Genomic DNA, 17,020 nt, shown 5'->3' with positions numbered 1-17,020 from the left:
AGTGGCAGGAATTCAGCGCCGAGCGCGAACGAGCCGCTCGAGCGGCAGCGGTGGCTGCGAAATACGAGGCACAGGCCACCCAGCGACCCGAAGCCATGCAGCCTTTCCGGCAGCGCATGGCTGAGCTGCATCGACGGATCGAAGGCCGGCATCTGGCCTGTGCGCGACTGCACCGGTTGCACGCCCTGCGCCTGCAACGCTGGTACATCGGCGACCGGGCCGCGCTGCGGCCGGTGTTCATGGCCGCGGTCGCCCAGCACCTGGGCGTGGACAGCGCGGCGGTCACCCTGTTCGGCCGGAAGGGTGACGAACTGCTGGTCGCCGCGTCGGACGTCACCGCACGCGCCGCGCACGACCTGGAACAGCTGATCGGCGAGGGCCCGGCCCGTGACGTGCTGGACGGCCGGGACTTCGTCACCGCGGGCGGCACCGATCTGGCCACGCGCTGGCCCGAGTACGGCCCGGCGCTGGCCCAACTCGGCGTGCACTCCGTGGTCGCTGTCCCGCTGCTGTCGTCGCGTCTGCTCGGCGCCCTGTGCGTATTCGCCGGCGTGGACGGATTGCGCACCGAGATCACCCCGGCCACCGCGAAGGTGGCCGACGCACTCGCCAACACGGTGCTGCTCGGCGCGCACGGAACCGCCGCCGACGGTGCGCCGCAGGGCACCCTGTTCGATGATGCCGATTACCTGGCTACCGTGCACCAAGCCGTCGGTATGGTTGCCGTGCAATGCAGTTGCGATATCGACGCCGCGCTGGCGCTGTTGCGCGCACGCGCCTTCGCGGACGGCATCGCAGTCCCGGAGATCGCCCGCCGCGTACTGGAGGACGGATACCAATTATGTTGACCGTCAAGGCATTTCATGACTGACGAACTGGCGTTGGGGATGTCGGAGTTGACCGCGCTGCTGCTGACCGGCGACGAGGTCGGCGAATCACTGTGCGCCATCGCCGATACCGTCGTCCGGATGCTGCCGGAGCACCCGATGGCCGGGGTCACGCTGACCCGGGAACACGGCACCATCGTCGGCGGTTCGAGCGCCGCGCACGAGATCCTGATGGAGGAGTCGCGATTCACCGAGGGCTACGACCCCTCGCTTCAGGCCATCAGTACGGCACAACAGATTTCGGTGCCCGATCTCGCGGCCGAGCACCGCTGGGGCGGGTATTCGACACGGATGCTGTCCCACGGCGTCAAATCGATCTACGCCCAACCACTTTCGATAGACGGGCAAACAGTCGGCGCGTTGTCGCTCTACTCGACCCAGCCGAACGGCATCACCGAACGGGTCCGGCAGGCGGCCACCCTCACCGCTGAACACCTCGGCATGCTGCTCGCCGTCGCCTCCGACTCCGCACGGCAGGCCAAGCTGACCGAACAGCTACGCGCGACGCTGGCCTCGCGCTCCACCATCGATCAGGCGCTCGGCATCCTGATGGCCGAACACCGCTGCGACCGCGACGCCGCATTCGAGGTGCTGCGCAACAAGTCTCAGCACAGCAACGTCCGGGTCGCGGACTTGGCCGTGGAGATCATCGAGACAGTCACCGGCCGCCGGCCTACCGCACCGCATTTCGTCGAGCCGGAGGGCTCGTCGCGGCCTCGCCGCCGTTCCTGATCACTCACTCCCCCAAGGTATTTCAACTCCCCAGCGATGCCGTCCAGGCAAACCGGCGGTAAAAGCGGTACCGCCGAGTAGAATTGGTGCTGTTCTACCGAGTCCCGAAGTGCGGCTCCGGATCATCCCACTCGACACTCGGGGAACGGTATGGACGAGCCCGCGTTATCCAACGACCACACCGAGCGGCGCGCACCCCTGCGTTCGTTGTTCCGGGACCGGCGCGACGCGGGCCGTCGGCTCGCCGACCGACTACAGGCGTTCCGCGGACCGGATGTCATCGTCCTCGGCATACCCCGCGGCGGCGTCACCGTGGCCCACGAGATCGCCGCGCGATTACGCCTGCCGCTCGACACCATTATGGTCAGCAAGCTGCGCGTCCCCTATCGGCCGGACCTGTCCTTCGGCGCGATCAGCGAGGACGGCACCCGCATCATCGACGAGGTCGTCGTGCGCAGCGCGTTCCTGACCGACCAGGAACTCTCCGACACCGAATCGCACGAGCGCGACCGGTTGCATCGCCTCGCCGAACGGTTCCGGCGCAACGGTCCGCGGCCGTGGCTGGGCGGGCGCACGGCGGTGGTTGTGGACGACGGCGTCACGACCGGCATCACCGCCCGGACCGCCTGTCGAGCGGCCTATCGGCGCGGCGCGATCCGGGTCGTGCTCGCGGTTCCGGTCGCGCCGCATCGCGTCGTGCGGACGCTGGCCTATCACGCCGACAAGATCGTGTGCCTGGAAACCTCACCCAACGCGCGCCCGCTCGGCGAGTCCTACCTGCACTTCGACCCGGTCGCCGATACCGACGTGGATCACCTGCTCCGCCGGCGCATACCGGCCGCGCTCGCACCCGAACGAATTCGCCTGGCGGAGAGCGGAAACGGAGGCGGGTAGCCGGGTTACCCCGCCCGCCGCGCCCGGAAACCCGGTGTGCCCCCTTTCGATGGCTGCACCACCCGCGATAGGTATACGATTCGGCGGGCGGTGGAATGGTCCAGACAGTGGCTGACCACCGCGATTTCGAGCACGCGATGTCCAGACGCGTGGGATGGAGCGGAGGCGGCATTGTCCGAGCTGTCGATTACTGCGTTCGCGACCGACACCAGCTTCAACGGTGTCAGCGAGGGGCTGCTTTCCGAACTGGTGGAGCACCTGCGGCAGAACCGCACCGTGCTGCGCGAGGAATGGGCGCGGCGGATCACCGAGGCGCAGTTACTGACCGCGATGACGCCCGACGAGATGTTCTCCGAGGCGACGTCGGTCTACGACAACTACGTGGCCGTGCTGGAAACCGGTTCGGTGGAGGCGTTGCAGGATTACGCGCGCGACCTGTCCGAGCGCATCATTCCGCGCGGCGTGGAGACCGACGAGGTCCTCGGCATCGTGCTGCTGCTGCGCGACGTGCTCGCGCGTTCGCTGTTCGAGAAGTACCAGGCCGACTTCCAGCTGCTCAACGCCGTGCTCGATGCCTACGAACCGGCCGCCAACCGGATCGCCAATACCGTGGGTGTGTCGTTCGTCGAGGAACGCGAACGCATCATCCGCCAGCAGCAAGAGGCGATCCGCGAGCTGTCCACGCCGGTGCTCCAGGTACGTGAACAGCTGTTGATCCTGCCGATCATCGGCGTGCTCGACGGGCAGCGGGCCCGTCAGCTCACCGAACAGCTGCTGCGCGCGATCCGGGCCAACCGCGCGAAGGTCGTCGTCATCGACATCACCGGCGTGCCGACCATCGACTCCACCGTGGCCAACCACCTGGTGCAGACCGTCGACGCGTCCGGCCTGATGGGCGCGAACGTGATCATCACCGGGTTGTCCTCGGAGATCGCGCTGACCCTGGTCACCATCGGGCTGGACCTGTCGAAGATGAACGCGGTCGGCGACCTCCAGGGCGGGATCGAGGAGGCCGAACGACTGCTCGGCTACGAGGTCAGCCGCACCGGCACCGGCGACAACACTCGCCGACCGGAGAACTGACGGCTATTCCGGTCCGGCGTTCTCGTGCACGGTCAGCAACAGGTGGTCGAACGCGGTCTGCACCTGCGGCGCCGCCGGCGGTAGTGAGTCGAGTTCGGCGATGATCCGCCCCGCAAGGGTGCGCAGCTTGACGTTGGTTTCCTGCGACCGCCACTGCAACACCCGGAACGCCTGCTCGGCATTGAGCCGGTACACCCGCATCAGCACGCCCTTGGCCTGCTCGATCACCGCCCGCGCCTCGAACAGCTCCGGCAGCGCGTCGGCCAGCAACTTCTGACGCTGTTCATCGATCGTTTCGGTCAGGTCGACGTAGTAACCGGTGGTGCCGACGACCTTGTCGTCCTCGGTCATGGTGTCGCCGAAGACGATCACATGGCGGATCTGACCGGCGGTGTCGATGATGCGGTGCCGGCTACAGAACGGTTCGGCATTGCGTAGCGACTTGGCGATCGTCTCCGCGACCTGCGCGCGGTCGTCGGGATGCTTGTGCGACAACAGCAATTCCGTCGTCGGCGTCACCGTCCCCGGCGCATACCCGTGCATCACGGCGACCTCGTCCGACCACTGCCACCGCTGATCGGCGAACCAGAAATCGAAGCTTCCGGTCGGCTGCGGTGTGCCGCCACCGACCACCTGAACGACCGCGTGGGTCGCCGATTCGGCGGCCGTCGCGCCTGTTTCCATCACCGGGTAAGTATGCGCGCTACCTGGGGTTTCTGCGCCGTGTCGGCGGTCGGCCGCTCGTGTCGGAACGGAACTGAAATATGGCAAATTCAGAGTCTTTGTGCCCTGTCCGAAGGGACTTTCAGCCCTATGCCGCCGGGTAAGACGAGTCACATCGCCACGACCGGATGCCGGCTATCGGGTTGGGCACACACTTCGGGGGTATGGCATCAGTGAATCGTTGGGAGGCGGTGAACATGATGAAGGTGGTTTCCAAGACATCGACACCACACCAAACGGCCGTAGTCGCACACCGAGTGGCTTTCGAGCTGGCAGCTGAACCGCATGAACTGGGCATGCTGCGCGCACTGACCGACACCACGTGCATGATGGCCGATGTCACGCTCGACGCGATCCCGGATATTCGGCTGGTGCTCAGTGAAGCGGCGACGGCGCTGATGCTCGACGCGGTGCCCGGCTCGACCCTGCGGTGCGCGTTCACCTACAACAAGCGGCGGCTCAGCGTGCGGCTCAGCGCGAGCACGACCCGCGATGTCGAAGTCAGCCGCGATCCGTTGAGCTGGCAGTTGGTGCAGGTGCTGACCGATTCGGCCGAGTTGCTCCAGGATTCGTTTGATCTCGATACCGGTGGATATCCGACGGCCATCGAATTCAGTTGGGAGCGAGGTACATCCGATGCAACGTGAGTTCACCACGGACCGAACCGAGACACCGCGGCGCAGCAGTTCGCGCGGGGACAGCTACGACAACATCGAGCCTTGGTTCGAGAAGATGGCGGCGCTCACGGTGCACGACCCGCACCGAAACGAGTTGCGCGAGGAAGTGATGCGGCTGTGCCTGCCGCTGGCCGAGCATATCGCGCGCAAATTCTCCGGTCGCGGTGAGGCTTTCGACGATCTGCATCAAATCGCCAGGGTGGGTTTGGTTCTCGCGGTCGACCGGTTCGACGTCTCGCGCGGGAGTTCGTTTCTGTCCTTCGCCGTGCCGACGATCATGGGCGAGGTGCGCAGGCACTTCCGCGATCGCACCTGGGCGGTGCGAGTTCCGCGTCGGCTCAAGGAGATTCAGCAGCTGATCGGGCCGGCGACCGAAACACTGTCGAACAAGCTCGGCCGAGTACCCAATGCCAGGGAGATCGCCGCCGAGCTGGGGGTCGAGCTCACCGAGATCACCCAGGCGCTGATCGCGCGCAATGGGTACCAGACGAATTCGATCGATGGCATCACCCGCGACGACGGCGAGAACGCGACGTTGTCCGTCGTGGCCGGCCTCGGCGCCGAGGAACCCTGCTACGAACTGCTGGAGCAGTCGATGACGGTGCGTCCGTTGATCGCGGCGCTGCCCGAGCGGGAGCGGCAGGTGCTGATCATGCGGTTCTTCGAATCGCTGACTCAGGCGCAGATCGCCGAGCAGCTCGGGGTTTCGCAGATGCAGGTCTCGCGCATTCTGACCAAGACGTTGAACACCCTGCGTTCGCAGGCGTTGGACGACCGGCCCGCGCAGGTGGCCTGAGCTACGCCACGTGCCCCGGCTTCAAACCGGCGACGAGGTTGTAGCGCAGTGGTTCGGTGTGCGGGGGCGGAGCGGAGGATTCCTCCGGTGCGATGAGCATGCCGACGTGATCGCCCAGGTCGTGCCGCTCGAGGATGCGGCCGGTGAACCAGCCCGCGGCGGCGGCCAGGATGGGTAAGTCCGCCGGGCCCGGATGCCATTTGCAGTGCGCGAACTTATTGATGTCGTCGCCGGTCTCCGCGCCGAAAAGTGCGGCGAGCGAGGACTGTTCGCGGCCGAGCAGATGAACGGCGAGGTGCTCGGCGGCCATCGCGACGCCGAAGGTGAAGTTGTTCTTGGAGATGCCGAGCAGAAACCGCGGCGGCTCGATGCTCACCTGCGAGGTGAAGCCGACCAGACACCCGGCTTGGCGGCCGCCGGCCCGGGCGGTCACGACGAACACCGGGTAGTCGGCGGCCGCGATCACCGCATCGAAACCGGTTCTAGCTGCTGTGACGTTGTCCGACATGGTCCTCGCGCTCGGCTCGGCCGTGCTCCGACGCCGCGGTTTCGGCACGGCTCGGGACCACGGCAAGTGGGCAGTCCGTAACCCACACTACGAGACATCGGCGGTGATCAGGGCGGTGAATTTCGTCAGCGGCCGGTCATGACGTCTTCCCGGAGTTTGAGGATGTTCGCCTTTTCGGCGAGGAGTCGTTCGATACCCGCGTCCAATTGGCGGGTGCGCTCGTCGAGTTGCGCCAGCACGTCGTCGCGGTCCTGATCGGTGGCGCTCTGCGGGGCGGTGCAGGCGATATGGATCAGCGCGGCGGCCTCGGACAGCGACAGGCCGGAGGCGAGCAGGCAGCGGATGTCGTGCACCGTCTTGACGTCTTCCTGGCGGTAATGCCGGTAGCCGTTCGGATCGCGCTGCGGGGTCAGGACGCCGGCGTTCTCGTAGTGCCGCAGCATTCGCGGGGTCGCGCCGGTGAGCTCGCTCAAATCCTTGATCCGCACCGCGAGCTCCTCCTTGACATTGACGTTAGTGTCATACCTTACCTTGGCCGTATGACGAACGAACGGAGTCGGCCGAAGGTGCTACTGGTGGTCTCGCACCCGGACCACGAGTCCGCCACCTGGGCCATCGCCCGCGCGGTGGAGCAAGGCATCCAGGCGGACGGAAACACTACTGCCACAACGCATGACCTGACCAAATCGGGCTTCGATCCGGTGTTCAGCGCGGCGGATCTCGCGGTGCATCGACTGGTCGGCGAGGTCCCCGAGGATGTGCGGCGCGAGCAGCAGCTGATCGAATCGGCCGACGTCGTCGCACTGCTGTTCCCGGTGTACTGGTGGTCCATGCCCGCGCTGGCCAAGGGGTGGATCGATCGCGTCTTCAGCCGCGGCTGGGCCTACGAGAACACCTCCCCGAACGGGCCGAGCGCGATCGATGAGCTGCATTTCATCGCGCTGGCGGGCGTCAACCAGGGCACCTTCGATCGTCGCGGTTACAAGGACTCGATCTCCCTGCAATTGCGACACGGCATCGCGGACTACTCCGAGATCGCCGAGTCATCCATCGAGATCCTCTACGGCACCGAAACCAGTGACCCGCAGGCACATCAGGAACTGGTTGCTCAGGGGTTCAAGCTCGGTGCCGATCTGGCGCAGCGTGCGCAAGCGGCGTTCGATGGGTCAGCCCGCCTGCGCGAGTGAGGTCACGATCTGCGCGGCGCGGGCGCTCGGCGTCCGCGCCTTCGCGGCCGTCCATCGCCCGTCCGCCGCGGCCGCTTCGATCGCCGCGAATCCAGGCTTCCGCATCCGGCCCGCCGCGATCAACGCCTCGGCCTTCGTCACATTCAGCTGCGACCAAGGGCTTTTCGCGCGGCGCGGTGAATACCGTTGCAGAAAATGCTGCTCGTCCAAGGCCTTTCGATGGCTGTCGATCCAACCGAAGCAGAGTGCGACATCCAGCGCCTCGCCGATGGTGAGTCCTTCGGCGCCCTTCTTGGCGATCACCAGCCAGACGTCCGTCGCGTCGTCATGCCGGTCGGCGAGCCACGACTCCCACTGCGCCGCGTTCGAAAACCGATGAGAACCTGCGTCGATGCATTCCATGAACTCATCATCCGCAGTTAAGTGCTCACCGAATGAGCACTTTCTTGTCGAGGTATGCCGATGATGCCGGACGCCACCAATCCAAAGGCCGACTCGGGTCCGAATAGCGGGGTGTTCCACACCGGAACCCCCACAGAATCGAGGCCCATTCAGTGCCCTGCCGCCCCGCCCAACTCGCCGCCGGCCTCACCACCGTCGCCTCGCTGGTCCTTCTCGCACCCACCGCGCATGCCGTGACGTCCCCGAGTTACCGGTGCAAGACCATCGAGTCGGGTAAGGAAATCAGCGACAACCTCGCCCCGGTGACAGCCGACAAGTGCACCGCAGCCAACAAGGCCCCCAAGGACGGCGAAATCACCGGACTCTTCTTCATCCTCGACTCCGCCAAGAAGGAGCCGTACTACCTCTGCGGCGTCAACCCCGACGGCAAACTCGCGCCCGTGACGACAACGACCGGCACCGCCACCCTCCCGGGGAAAGTCGCCGCCAAAGGGTGCAAAATCTTCCCGAAGGGCGAGATCAAATTCACCCCCCGAACAGTTCGAACAGGAACTGGCCAAGCAGTCCAAGGAAAAAGGTATGACGCGTTAGCCGGCCGCCCGCCGACGTCTCGACCAGCGGGCTGACCTGCGCAACCTGCCGACCAGGCCCTTATCGTGTGGTGGTGCGTGGCGAGACGAGCGAGACCGGTGGCGGCGAGGACGCTTCGCCGCGAGCGCTGTTCGTGGCCAGGTTGGCCGACTTGTGGGACGCCGCGGGCAACCCGACATTGCAGCGGGTCGCGGCCAGCACCGAGGCACGGCTGAAAGCCGCCCGCACACCGGCACAGAGTCAGCGTTCCTCGATGCAACGCATCAGCGACTGGCGCACTGGACGCAACGTGCCGTCCCGCTTCGAATCATTGGATCCAGTGCTGGTGACACTGATCGCGCTGGCGCGACAGACATCTGGCCCGGTCCCGTCGGTCTTGTCGAACCGGTCGGCTTGGCGGCGGCTATGGAAAGCGGCAAGCAGCGAGCCCGTACGCCCGGCGGTACTGACCTCGCTCCGCCGTGACGTCCCCACGTTCGTCGGACGCGATGTCGAGGTGCAGCGAATCCTCGACGCCGCCGGACCAGGCCGGGTGGTGTCCATCCACACCATCGACGGCATGCCCGGCGTCGGGAAAACCGCCTTGGTCACCCGCACGGCGCATCTGCTGTCCGAGGTGTTCCCCGACGGCAGATTCTTCGTCGAACTGAATTCACACACCCCAGGGCAGGTCCCCGCGGACCCCGCCGAGGTGCTGGCCACTCTGCTCACCGGCCTCGGCATCGCACCAAGCCACATCCCGGAATCCCTCGAAGCCCGCCGCGACCTGTGGCGCGACCGCGTGTCCGCCAAACGGGTGCTGCTCGTTCTCGACGACGCCCGCGACCACGACCAGATCGAACCGCTGCTGCCGGCTGGACCGGAATGCCTCACCCTGATCACCAGCCGCCGCCGGCTCATCGCGCTCGACGACGCCCTCCCACTGCCGCTCGACACCCTCGATCCGGATAGCGCTGTCGACTTGTTTTGCCGGTTGGCCCAACGGAATCCGCAGGGCGACGATGTCGCAGCGGTCGCCGAGATCGTCCGGCTGTGCGGGTACCTGCCGCTGGCGATCGTGCTACTCGCCGGCCGCCTCGCCCACCACCCCGCCTGGACCCTCACCAGCCTCACCGACGAATTCCGCACCGCCCGAAACCGACTCGACGAACTCAACGCCGGCCAACGCGCAGTCCGCGCCGCATTCACCGCCTCCTACGACAATCTGCCACCCACCAGGCGGCAGTTATTCCGCATGCTGGGCCTGCACCCGGGTACCGATTTCGACGCCTACGCCGTCGCCGCGTTGAACGACATGCCGCTCACCGAAGCACGAATCCACCTCGACGCCTTGTACACCGACAACCTCATCCAGGAGACCACCCGCGGCCGATATCGCCTGCACGACCTCGTGCGCGAATACGTGCGTGCCCTCAGCGCGACCACGCCGTCCAGCACCGGGGCGATGCGGCGGTTACTGGATTACTACCGGGCCACTGCCGCAGCGGCAGACCGATGGCTGACCAGAAGACCTCGCCCCACCGACGACAACCACCCCGCAGGCCTGACCGGCGGGGTGGTACGGGAATTCGACGGCGAGACGCGCGCGCTGGCGTGGATGCGGACGGAGCGAGCCAACCTGCTCGCCTGCCTCGAGTACACCGCCGCCCACGATCCCGCACGCATGGTCGGGCTGACCGAGGTGCTGGCGGAATTGCTGGAGCGCGAAGGGCCGTGGCCGACCGCGAGCAGGCTGCATGAGCGCGCCGCCGAGGCTGCCGGTCACCTCGGCAACCACCTCGGCCGAGCCAACGCACTCACCAACCTCGCCATCGTGCAGTGGCAAAGCGGGCGATACCAGTACGAGCAGGCCGCCGACCTACTCCGGCAGGCCCTCGCCCTGTACCGCGCGGCCGGCTACCCCATCGGCGAAGGCAATACCCTGGTCAGCCTCGGCGGCCTACACCGATACACGGGCGACTTCCGGCAGGCCACCGACCTGATCCAGCAGGCCCTGACCGTGTTCCGGGCGGCCGGCCACCGCATCGGCGAAGCCGACGCCCTGACCCGACTCGGCGGCTTGCTCCGCGACTCCGGCGACTATCCACAGGCCACCGCCCTGATCAGGCAGGCCTTGATCCTGTTCGGCGAGACCGGCTACCGACTCGGGGAAGCCGGCGCGCTCACCATGCTCGGCAGCGTGCACCGCGAGGCTGGAGACTACGGCGAGGCGACCGAAGTGCTGTTACGTGCCGCGGCACGGTTCCGGGAGATCAGCAGTCCCAGCGGCGAAGCCACCGCGCTCGGCAACCTCGGGCTCGTGCGCCGCGAGATCGGCGATCACGCGCAGGCCACCGACCTGATCCAGCAGGCCTTGGCCCTGTTCCGGGAACTCGGCCACCGCGTCGGCGAAGCCACCAACCTCAACAACCTCGCGATAGTGCGCCGGGAGACAGCCGACTACGGGCAGGCCGCCGACCTCTCCCGGCAAGCCCTGATTCTGTTCCGCGAGACCGGCTTCCGTATCGGCGAAGCCGAGGCCCTCGCCAACCTCGGCGCGGTCTGCCTGGAGACCGGCGATCACGATCGAGCCGCCGACCTCTCCCGGCAAGCTCTGGACCTGTTCCGGGAGATCGGCTACCGAGTCAAGGAGGCCGAACTCCGCACCACCATCGAGAAGGCCCTGCTGGCATCCGGCAAACCGGACGAGGGGACGACGATGTTCGCCGACGCACCACGTCGGCTGAACAGATCCGAAACCGATGCCGCGGCAACCCATCTCGCCACGCTCGAACCCCACCGTCCGAACTCCCGAGATCGACTCCCGCGCATCGGCCCGGATACCCGGAACCGCCGCTGATCCCCTCCACCTGCGGCGCCCCTACCACCGCTCCCGGATGGCGCCGCAATCATCACCGCAAACACTGAAGCATCGCCAAGCCACATCAGCTGTTCACACGGTGAACTCCCAGGTCAGAAGCCATGGGCCGGAATTCCGGTCCGGAGGATTCCGGAGGCCGGACCTCCGGGCATCGAGTCGAAAAGGTTTGCTCTGACGGCACTTTTACGGCATCTTTACGGGTGGTGCGCCGGGAAGCCTGGTCGGCAAACCCGGCTCGTGATCGCGGGTCGGGCGGCTGAGGGTGGGAGGCTCCCGATGGTTATCTCTGGCGGTACCACGGCACTGCCCTCTTCGAGTCCGCTGATCACGGCGGTCGTCAAAGCTCAAGGGGGAAGCCCATGTTCATCACACTCCGCGACGACAGCGGCACTGCGCTCGACTACGTCACCATGGCGCTCGGCTGGGACCCGGTCCGTACCCATCGATTCTTCGGCGCGCGCGGCAAGGACATCGATCTCAACGCCGCCGCACTGCTGTTCGCCGACGAGGAGATCGTCGACGTCGTCTACCACGAGCAACTCATCTCCCGCGACGGCGCGATCCGCCACCTCGGCGACAGCACCACCGGACAAGGCAAGGGCGACAACGAGATCATCACCGTCGACCTGACCCGATTGACCCCGCACATCAACGCGGTGGTCTTCATCGTGACCTGTTACACGGGTCAAACCTTCGAACAGATCGACAACGCATTCTGCCGGTTGATCGATAGCGTGACCGGCATCGAGATCGCCCGCTACGACCTCAGCGGCGGCGGATCACACACGGGGCTGGTCATGGGGAAGGTATTCCGCACCGACGGTGTGTGGCAGTTCGAGTCGATCGGCGAGGCCATCCGCGCACAGCACCCCGCCGAGGCCGTCACCCAGGTGCGCGTCATGCTGGTCTGACCTGGCCGTTCGGGCTGTTTGTGGGGCGGGCGGGGCTCGAACCCGCGACCAATGGATTATGAGTCCACGGCTCTAACCGACTGAGCTACCGCCCCGCTTCTGCGGGTGTACCGCAGGCGTGGGGGATGCTACCGGTTGGGGTGGGGCTTGCACCACTTGGACCCGGGTGGCGGTTAGGGTTGGGCGTCCGGCAACCGTTCTGGAGGGTCGAGCATGGCGAGTTTGTTCGCGAATGTGCTGAAGGTGCACCAGTGGGTGTACGAGAACAGCGGTGGGTTGGTGGGGCACCGGGTGCTGTTCGGGAATCCGACGTTGCTGCTGCGGACGGTGGGGCGCAAGACGGGGCAGGCGCGGACCTCGGCGCTGACGTACGGGACGGATGGGGCGGACTACTTGGTGACGGCGTCCAATGGTGGGTCGCCGCGGCCGCCGGGCTGGCTGGCGAATGTGAAGGCCAAGCCGGAGTGTGAGATTCAGATCGGGCGGCGCACGATAGCGGTGGTCGCGCGGCCGACTTATCCGGACGATGCGGATTACGCTCGCCGGTTCGCGATCGTGGACAAGATCAATAAGGGGCGGTACAGCGCCTACCAGAAGATGACCAAGCGGCCCATTCCGGTGGTCGTGCTGACGCCGGCCGGCTGAGTTCGGTCAGTCTCGGTAGTCGTCGTCGCGCTCCTCCCAGTGACCGTTGTAATCGTCGGGATCATCTCTGTCCCAACGTCTCCCGTCTTTCGGGGGTCTGCTGGCGATTTGCACGACAACGATGACCAGGGCCAGTACCACGAGGACCACACCAACAACGATCAGAGTCTCCACCCAGGGCACCCTAGCGCCGAGCCAGGGTGCCCGCTAGGGCGAAGACCGAACGGTCTCAGCGGGCAGAACCCACGGTCAGCAGGGTGCGTCCGACCGCGGTCCTGGATTCGATGGCGGCGTGCGCACTTTCGGCGTCGTCGAGCGGAAAGGCCTGGCCGATCACCACTTCCAGCCGCCCGGCCGCGGCCTCGGCGAGCGAACGTTCGGCGAGCCCGGCCCAGTCGGTGTTCGCGTCGGTGATGTCGAACAGCCCGTAGACGGTGATGCCGCGCGCCGTCGTCGTCGCGGCGTCCGGTGTCGCGAATTCGCCTGCCGAGGCGCCGTATCCGAGGAATCGGCCGCTGTCCGCGACGGCGTCGAGCGCGGCCTCACCCAGCTCGCCACCCGCTCCGTCGAGCACTACGTGCACGCCCGCGCCGCCGGTCACCGCCCGCGCCTTGTCCGACCAGCCCGGTTCGGAGTAGTCCAGGACGGCTTCGGCCCCAAGGCGCTCGGCGAGTTCCAGCTTGGTGCGGCCGCGCGCGGCGGCGATCACGTGCGCTCCGGCGGCGTGCGCGAGCTGAATCAGCAAGGTGCCCAAGCCTCCTCCGGCCGCGGTGATCAGCACCCACTCCCCCGGCTGGATCGCGGCCCGATCGAACACCGCGAGCGCCGTCTTGCCGTCGTGGGCGAGCGCGACCGCCTGCGCCAGGCTCAGTCCGTCGGGCACCGTGGTCAGCGATTCGGTCTTGGCCAAAGCCTTTTCGGCGTAGCCGCCGATCGGCTGGCCGCCGCCGATCTTGCTCGCCGCGGTCGCGGTGGCGACCCGCTTGCCGACCCAGGACGCGTCGACCCCGGCGCCCACCGCGCTGATCACGCCGGCGACCGCGCCACCCGGCACGTACGGCGTCGCCAGCTTGAAGTAGTCACCACCCCAACCGCTGCGCAACCGGGTGTCCAGGAACATCACGTCGGCGGCGGCCACGTCGACGACCACCTCGCCCGGCCCGGCGACCGGCTCCGCCACCTCACGCACGGTGAGCACCTCGGGTCCACCGAATTCCACTGCCTGCACAGCCCGCATGACCATCCTCCATCGCTTCCCTGTTCCGACTGACAGGACCAAGCATGGAACCTCAATCAACGTTGAGGTCAAGCCGGGCGATTATGCCGACCGCGAAATCACCACGCGCAGCCGGGAAACCGCGCTCAGGAACTTCCGCCACCGCAGCTGGAACTGCTCCCACCGCCACAGCTGGAACTGCTTCCGCCGCCGCAACTGCTGCTGCTCCCACCACCGCAGCTACTGCTACTGCCGCCACTGTCGTGGTGACCGCCGTGATGGTGATGACCACCCCCGTGCCCCGGATCCCAGCCCCCGCTACAGCTACTCGACGAGCCACCATCGGCGAACCCGGCGGCACCGGCCGCCCAGTACGGGTCGGAGCTGTCGTAACCCCCGCCGTAGCGCCGCCGCGGACCCCCACGCCGAGCCCCATACGGCGGAACCCGCCTGCTGTTGCGCCGCAGCACGCCGACGATCACGCCGATCACGATGAACGGTGTCGCGATGACCAGCAATATCACCAAGACGAAGAACACAAAGAAGATGGTCTCAGCCATTCATGAACCGTAACGGCGCAGCTCGCCTGCGTACAGTGAACTGTGCCGTCTTTCCGCTTCCGCAGATCCCGGCCGCGCGACATCGACCTCGCGACGGTCAACGCCGCAGTCGCCGCGCTGGAACTGCCCGAGGCCGTCTACAAGACCTCCCCGTGGCTCCCGCGCGACCTGGTGGAAACCGGCCTGCGGCAGTGGCTGCGCTGCTGCGGCGCGGCCATGCGCGACGGCCAGGTGGTCGGCATGCCGTCCCATGCGGTGGACGAGGCGTGGCACGGGTTCATCCTCTGCACCGAGCGCTACGCCGAGTTCTGCGCCGCCGCCTACGGTCGCTTCCTGCACCACTTTCCGGAAGGCGCAGGGCCGCCTAAGGTTTCGCACGGCTCGATGGCCGAGCAACTCGGCCGCACCGTGGTCGCCTGGGCGCTCGTCGCCGAACCGGGCGAGACCTGCGTGCTGTGGGATCTGGACCGCAGGGTCGGCGTCGAACACCCGTGGGGCGTCGACGCCGAACGCGTCGCGGCCATCGAGGCCGACCTGCGCGCCCTGGCGGATTAGGTCAGCTTCACCCGCGCCGCGACGAACCGGCCGACCGCGGGCGCGAGCCTGCTGAAGTGGTACTGCAACCGCGCTTCCGGCGTCACCGGAACGATGCTGCGGTCCTTCTCCACGGCCCGCACGATCTGCTCGGCCACCTTCTCCGGCCCGTAGCTGCGCTTGCGGTAGAGATTGTCGTAACGCTGCTGCTTGGCCTTCTCCTCTTCGGCGCTGACGCCCGAGAACCGGGTGTTGGCAACGATATTGGTATGCACGATGCCGGGGCAGATGGTGTGCACCGAGATCCCGCGGCCGGCCAGTTCCGCGCGCAGGCAGTCGGAGAACATGAACACCGCCGACTTGCTGGTGGAGTACGCGCTGAACCCCTGCTGCGGGCTGTAGGCGGCCATGCTGGACAGGTTGACGATGTGCCCGCCCAATCCCCGCTCCGCCATGGCGGATCCGAAGGCGCGGCAGCCGTTCAGCACGCCGCCGAGGTTGATCCGCATGACCCGGTCGAACTCCGCCGCCGAGGTGTCGAAGAACCCACCGGCCTGGCCGATTCCGGCGTTGTTGATCAGGATGTCCGGCACGCCATGGTTTTCCAGCACGATCTCGGCGTGCGCGGTCACCGCGTCCGCGTCGGACACGTCGAGCTGATACGGATGCGCCACGCCGTGTTCGGCGGCGATCAGTTCGGCGGTCTCCTTCGCCGACGCGAAATTGACGTCGGACAGCACGATTTCGGCGCCCCGCCGGGACAGGGCGAGCGCCGTCTCCCGGCCGATACCGCTGCCGCCGCCGGTGATCACCACCAGCTGATCCTCGAACGGCTTTGCGCTGCGGCCGACTTCGGCCCGGCGCAACCCGCGCGGGGTGGCGCCGCCGTTGACCGTGTCGATCAGCTCGGTGGTCGCGGTGGCCAGCAACTCGGGATGTGAGAACGGCATCCAGTGCCCGGCGGGCACGTCGCGGCGCCAGAGTCGTTGCACCCATTTGCGTTCGTCGTCGTAGCCGGCGGGCCGGACCGCGACGTCGCGACCCGCGACGATCAGCTGCACCGGCACCTCGGTGTGCCGCTCACGCGGGGAAAGCAAGCGCTGCACGATGTTCGCGCGATAGATCAGCAGGCCGTCGACCATGTCCTGCCGGAAGGTCGGGCCGAGCGTCACGTTCGACGGCGGCGTCTCGTTCATGATCGAGACGACCCGCTGCCACCGCTGCTCGGTGCCGAGCAGGCCGAAGACCGCGCGCGGCAGCCCCGGCGTCATGAAGAAGAACGTGTAGGCCGAGGACAACGCCTGGGTGAACGGCTGCCAGAGGTTGCGCGGCGTCGGCCGGGACAGCCGGTTGCGCATCCAGTTCCCGATGTGGTCGAGGTTCGGCCCGGACACCGAGGTGAACGACGCGATCTGCGCGGCCGCGCGCGGCTCGCACACCGCCTCCCACACCTGCACCGAACCCCAGTCGTGCGCGAGCACGTGCACCGGCCGGTCCGGGCTGACCGCGTCCACGACGGCGAAGAAGTCGCCCGCGAGCTGGTCGAGCCGGAAGTCCTCGGTGCGCCGGGTCCGGGTGGACCGGCCGTGGCCTCGGGTGTCATAGGTGACGACGTGGAAGCGCTGGGCCAGCAACGGCACCACCGCGTCCCAGAGGTGATTGGTGTCCGGCCAACCGTGCACCAGCAGCACGGTTTCCGCGCTCGGATCGCCGTATTCGTAGACGGCGAGCTCGAATTCGCCGTTGCGCACCGTCCGCTCGGCGGCCACGAGCTCCGGGGGTTCGATGGTCGTCATCGGTTTCTCCTTGCTGAC

General features: G+C 67.1%; 20 protein-coding genes and 1 tRNA gene. 12 read left to right on the top strand and 9 right to left on the bottom strand.

Translation table 11 applies throughout. The features are described 5' to 3' along the window. Positions 1-50: 50 nt before the first annotated feature. The 4 genes from AB0M22_RS20125 to AB0M22_RS20110 all read left to right on the top strand — a co-directional run bounded on the left by AB0M22_RS20125 (position 51) and on the right by AB0M22_RS20110 (position 3,596). On the top strand, positions 51-848 hold the full coding sequence (locus AB0M22_RS20125; protein ID WP_364728595.1) for a GAF domain-containing protein: 798 nt from the start codon (positions 51-53) through the stop codon (positions 846-848). A 15-nt stretch (positions 849-863) separates the two neighbouring features. Next, positions 864-1,619 (top strand): GAF and ANTAR domain-containing protein, encoded by a 756-nt coding sequence (locus AB0M22_RS20120; RefSeq protein ID WP_364728592.1) that lies wholly within the window; start codon positions 864-866, stop codon positions 1,617-1,619. Positions 1,620-1,769: 150 nt separating this feature from the next. Next, positions 1,770-2,513 carry a phosphoribosyltransferase family protein gene (locus AB0M22_RS20115; RefSeq protein WP_364728590.1) on the top strand — a complete coding sequence of 248 codons (744 nt, stop codon included), beginning with the start codon at positions 1,770-1,772 and terminating at the stop codon, positions 2,511-2,513. A 180-nt stretch (positions 2,514-2,693) separates the two neighbouring features. Further along, entirely contained in the window at positions 2,694-3,596 is a 903-nt protein-coding gene (locus AB0M22_RS20110; protein ID WP_364729838.1) for an STAS domain-containing protein, read from the top strand. Positions 3,597-3,599: 3 nt separating this feature from the next. Here AB0M22_RS20110 and AB0M22_RS20105 read toward each other — a convergent pair whose 3' ends face one another. Next, positions 3,600-4,280, bottom strand: coding sequence for a PAS and ANTAR domain-containing protein (locus tag AB0M22_RS20105; protein ID WP_364729835.1), 681 nt, complete (start codon positions 4,278-4,280; stop codon positions 3,600-3,602). Between the two features lie 203 nt (positions 4,281-4,483). Here AB0M22_RS20105 and AB0M22_RS20100 point away from each other — a divergent pair, with 203 nt between their 5' ends. Together AB0M22_RS20100 and AB0M22_RS20095 are read left to right on the top strand one after the other, a co-directional pair. Next, on the top strand, positions 4,484-4,966 hold the full coding sequence (locus AB0M22_RS20100) for an anti-sigma factor (RefSeq protein ID WP_364728588.1): 483 nt from the start codon (positions 4,484-4,486) through the stop codon (positions 4,964-4,966). Then, on the top strand, positions 4,956-5,792 hold the full coding sequence (locus AB0M22_RS20095) for an RNA polymerase sigma factor SigF (RefSeq protein WP_364728585.1): 837 nt from the start codon (positions 4,956-4,958) through the stop codon (positions 5,790-5,792). The genes AB0M22_RS20100 and AB0M22_RS20095 overlap by 11 nt, the downstream gene beginning before the upstream one ends. Position 5,793: 1 nt before the next feature. Here AB0M22_RS20095 and AB0M22_RS20090 read toward each other — a convergent pair whose 3' ends face one another. Together AB0M22_RS20090 and AB0M22_RS20085 are read right to left on the bottom strand one after the other, a co-directional pair. After that, entirely contained in the window at positions 5,794-6,300 is a 507-nt protein-coding gene (locus AB0M22_RS20090; protein WP_364728582.1) for a flavin reductase family protein, read from the bottom strand. Positions 6,301-6,425: 125 nt separating this feature from the next. Beyond that, positions 6,426-6,788, bottom strand: a complete 363-nt coding sequence (locus AB0M22_RS20085; protein WP_191094290.1) for a MerR family transcriptional regulator — start codon at positions 6,786-6,788, stop codon at positions 6,426-6,428. A 51-nt stretch (positions 6,789-6,839) separates the two neighbouring features. On the opposite strand from AB0M22_RS20085, the gene AB0M22_RS20080 reads away from it, so the two are divergent. Beyond that, positions 6,840-7,487 (top strand): NAD(P)H-dependent oxidoreductase, encoded by a 648-nt coding sequence (locus AB0M22_RS20080; protein ID WP_364728578.1) that lies wholly within the window; start codon positions 6,840-6,842, stop codon positions 7,485-7,487. On the opposite strand, the gene AB0M22_RS20075 is transcribed toward AB0M22_RS20080, so the two are convergent. After that, entirely contained in the window at positions 7,467-7,889 is a 423-nt protein-coding gene (locus AB0M22_RS20075; protein ID WP_364728575.1) for a hypothetical protein, read from the bottom strand. The genes AB0M22_RS20080 and AB0M22_RS20075 overlap by 21 nt on opposite strands. Before the next feature lie 302 nt (positions 7,890-8,191). Here AB0M22_RS20075 and AB0M22_RS20070 point away from each other — a divergent pair, with 302 nt between their 5' ends. The 3 genes from AB0M22_RS20070 to AB0M22_RS20060 all read left to right on the top strand — a co-directional run bounded on the left by AB0M22_RS20070 (position 8,192) and on the right by AB0M22_RS20060 (position 12,251). Continuing rightward, a complete protein-coding gene (locus tag AB0M22_RS20070) occupies positions 8,192-8,515 on the top strand; it encodes a hypothetical protein (RefSeq protein ID WP_364728572.1) in 324 nt (107 codons plus the stop codon). A 38-nt stretch (positions 8,516-8,553) separates the two neighbouring features. Further along, complete coding sequence (locus AB0M22_RS20065; RefSeq protein ID WP_364728570.1) at positions 8,554-11,319, top strand: tetratricopeptide repeat protein; 2,766 nt, start codon at positions 8,554-8,556, stop codon at positions 11,317-11,319. Between the two features lie 380 nt (positions 11,320-11,699). Beyond that, positions 11,700-12,251 (top strand): TerD family protein, encoded by a 552-nt coding sequence (locus AB0M22_RS20060; RefSeq protein ID WP_364728567.1) that lies wholly within the window; start codon positions 11,700-11,702, stop codon positions 12,249-12,251. A gap of 21 nt (positions 12,252-12,272) precedes the next feature. Here AB0M22_RS20060 and AB0M22_RS20055 read toward each other — a convergent pair. Then, positions 12,273-12,346: transfer RNA gene (locus tag AB0M22_RS20055), tRNA-Ile, on the bottom strand. A 118-nt stretch (positions 12,347-12,464) separates the two neighbouring features. Here AB0M22_RS20055 and AB0M22_RS20050 point away from each other — a divergent pair. Further along, positions 12,465-12,896 (top strand): nitroreductase family deazaflavin-dependent oxidoreductase, encoded by a 432-nt coding sequence (locus tag AB0M22_RS20050; protein ID WP_364728564.1) that lies wholly within the window; start codon positions 12,465-12,467, stop codon positions 12,894-12,896. A gap of 6 nt (positions 12,897-12,902) precedes the next feature. On the opposite strand, the gene AB0M22_RS20045 is transcribed toward AB0M22_RS20050, so the two are convergent. The 3 genes from AB0M22_RS20045 to AB0M22_RS20035 form a co-directional block, all read right to left on the bottom strand. After that, positions 12,903-13,070: a hypothetical protein gene (locus tag AB0M22_RS20045; RefSeq protein ID WP_364728561.1), complete on the bottom strand. Its 168-nt coding sequence runs from the start codon at positions 13,068-13,070 to the stop codon at positions 12,903-12,905. A gap of 55 nt (positions 13,071-13,125) precedes the next feature. After that, positions 13,126-14,133: a zinc-binding dehydrogenase gene (locus AB0M22_RS20040; RefSeq protein ID WP_364728559.1), complete on the bottom strand. Its 1,008-nt coding sequence runs from the start codon at positions 14,131-14,133 to the stop codon at positions 13,126-13,128. A gap of 125 nt (positions 14,134-14,258) precedes the next feature. Then, positions 14,259-14,672 carry a hypothetical protein gene (locus AB0M22_RS20035; protein WP_364728556.1) on the bottom strand — a complete coding sequence of 138 codons (414 nt, stop codon included), beginning with the start codon at positions 14,670-14,672 and terminating at the stop codon, positions 14,259-14,261. Between the two features lie 42 nt (positions 14,673-14,714). Here AB0M22_RS20035 and AB0M22_RS20030 point away from each other — a divergent pair, with 42 nt between their 5' ends. Next, positions 14,715-15,227 (top strand): hypothetical protein, encoded by a 513-nt coding sequence (locus AB0M22_RS20030; protein ID WP_364728554.1) that lies wholly within the window; start codon positions 14,715-14,717, stop codon positions 15,225-15,227. Here the strand turns inward: AB0M22_RS20030 and AB0M22_RS20025 are convergent. Further along, complete coding sequence (locus AB0M22_RS20025; RefSeq protein WP_364728551.1) at positions 15,224-17,002, bottom strand: SDR family oxidoreductase; 1,779 nt, start codon at positions 17,000-17,002, stop codon at positions 15,224-15,226. The two genes, AB0M22_RS20030 and AB0M22_RS20025, sit on opposite strands and share 4 nt — an antisense overlap. Between the last annotated feature and the right edge of the window lie 18 nt (positions 17,003-17,020).

Origin of the sequence: Nocardia sp. NPDC051756 (assembly GCF_040681495.1) — a bacterium.
Lineage (GTDB): Bacteria > Actinomycetota > Actinomycetes > Mycobacteriales > Mycobacteriaceae > Nocardia.
The sequence above is the reverse complement of the archived record's forward strand: the minus strand, read 5'-3'. Positions and strand labels throughout refer to the sequence as shown.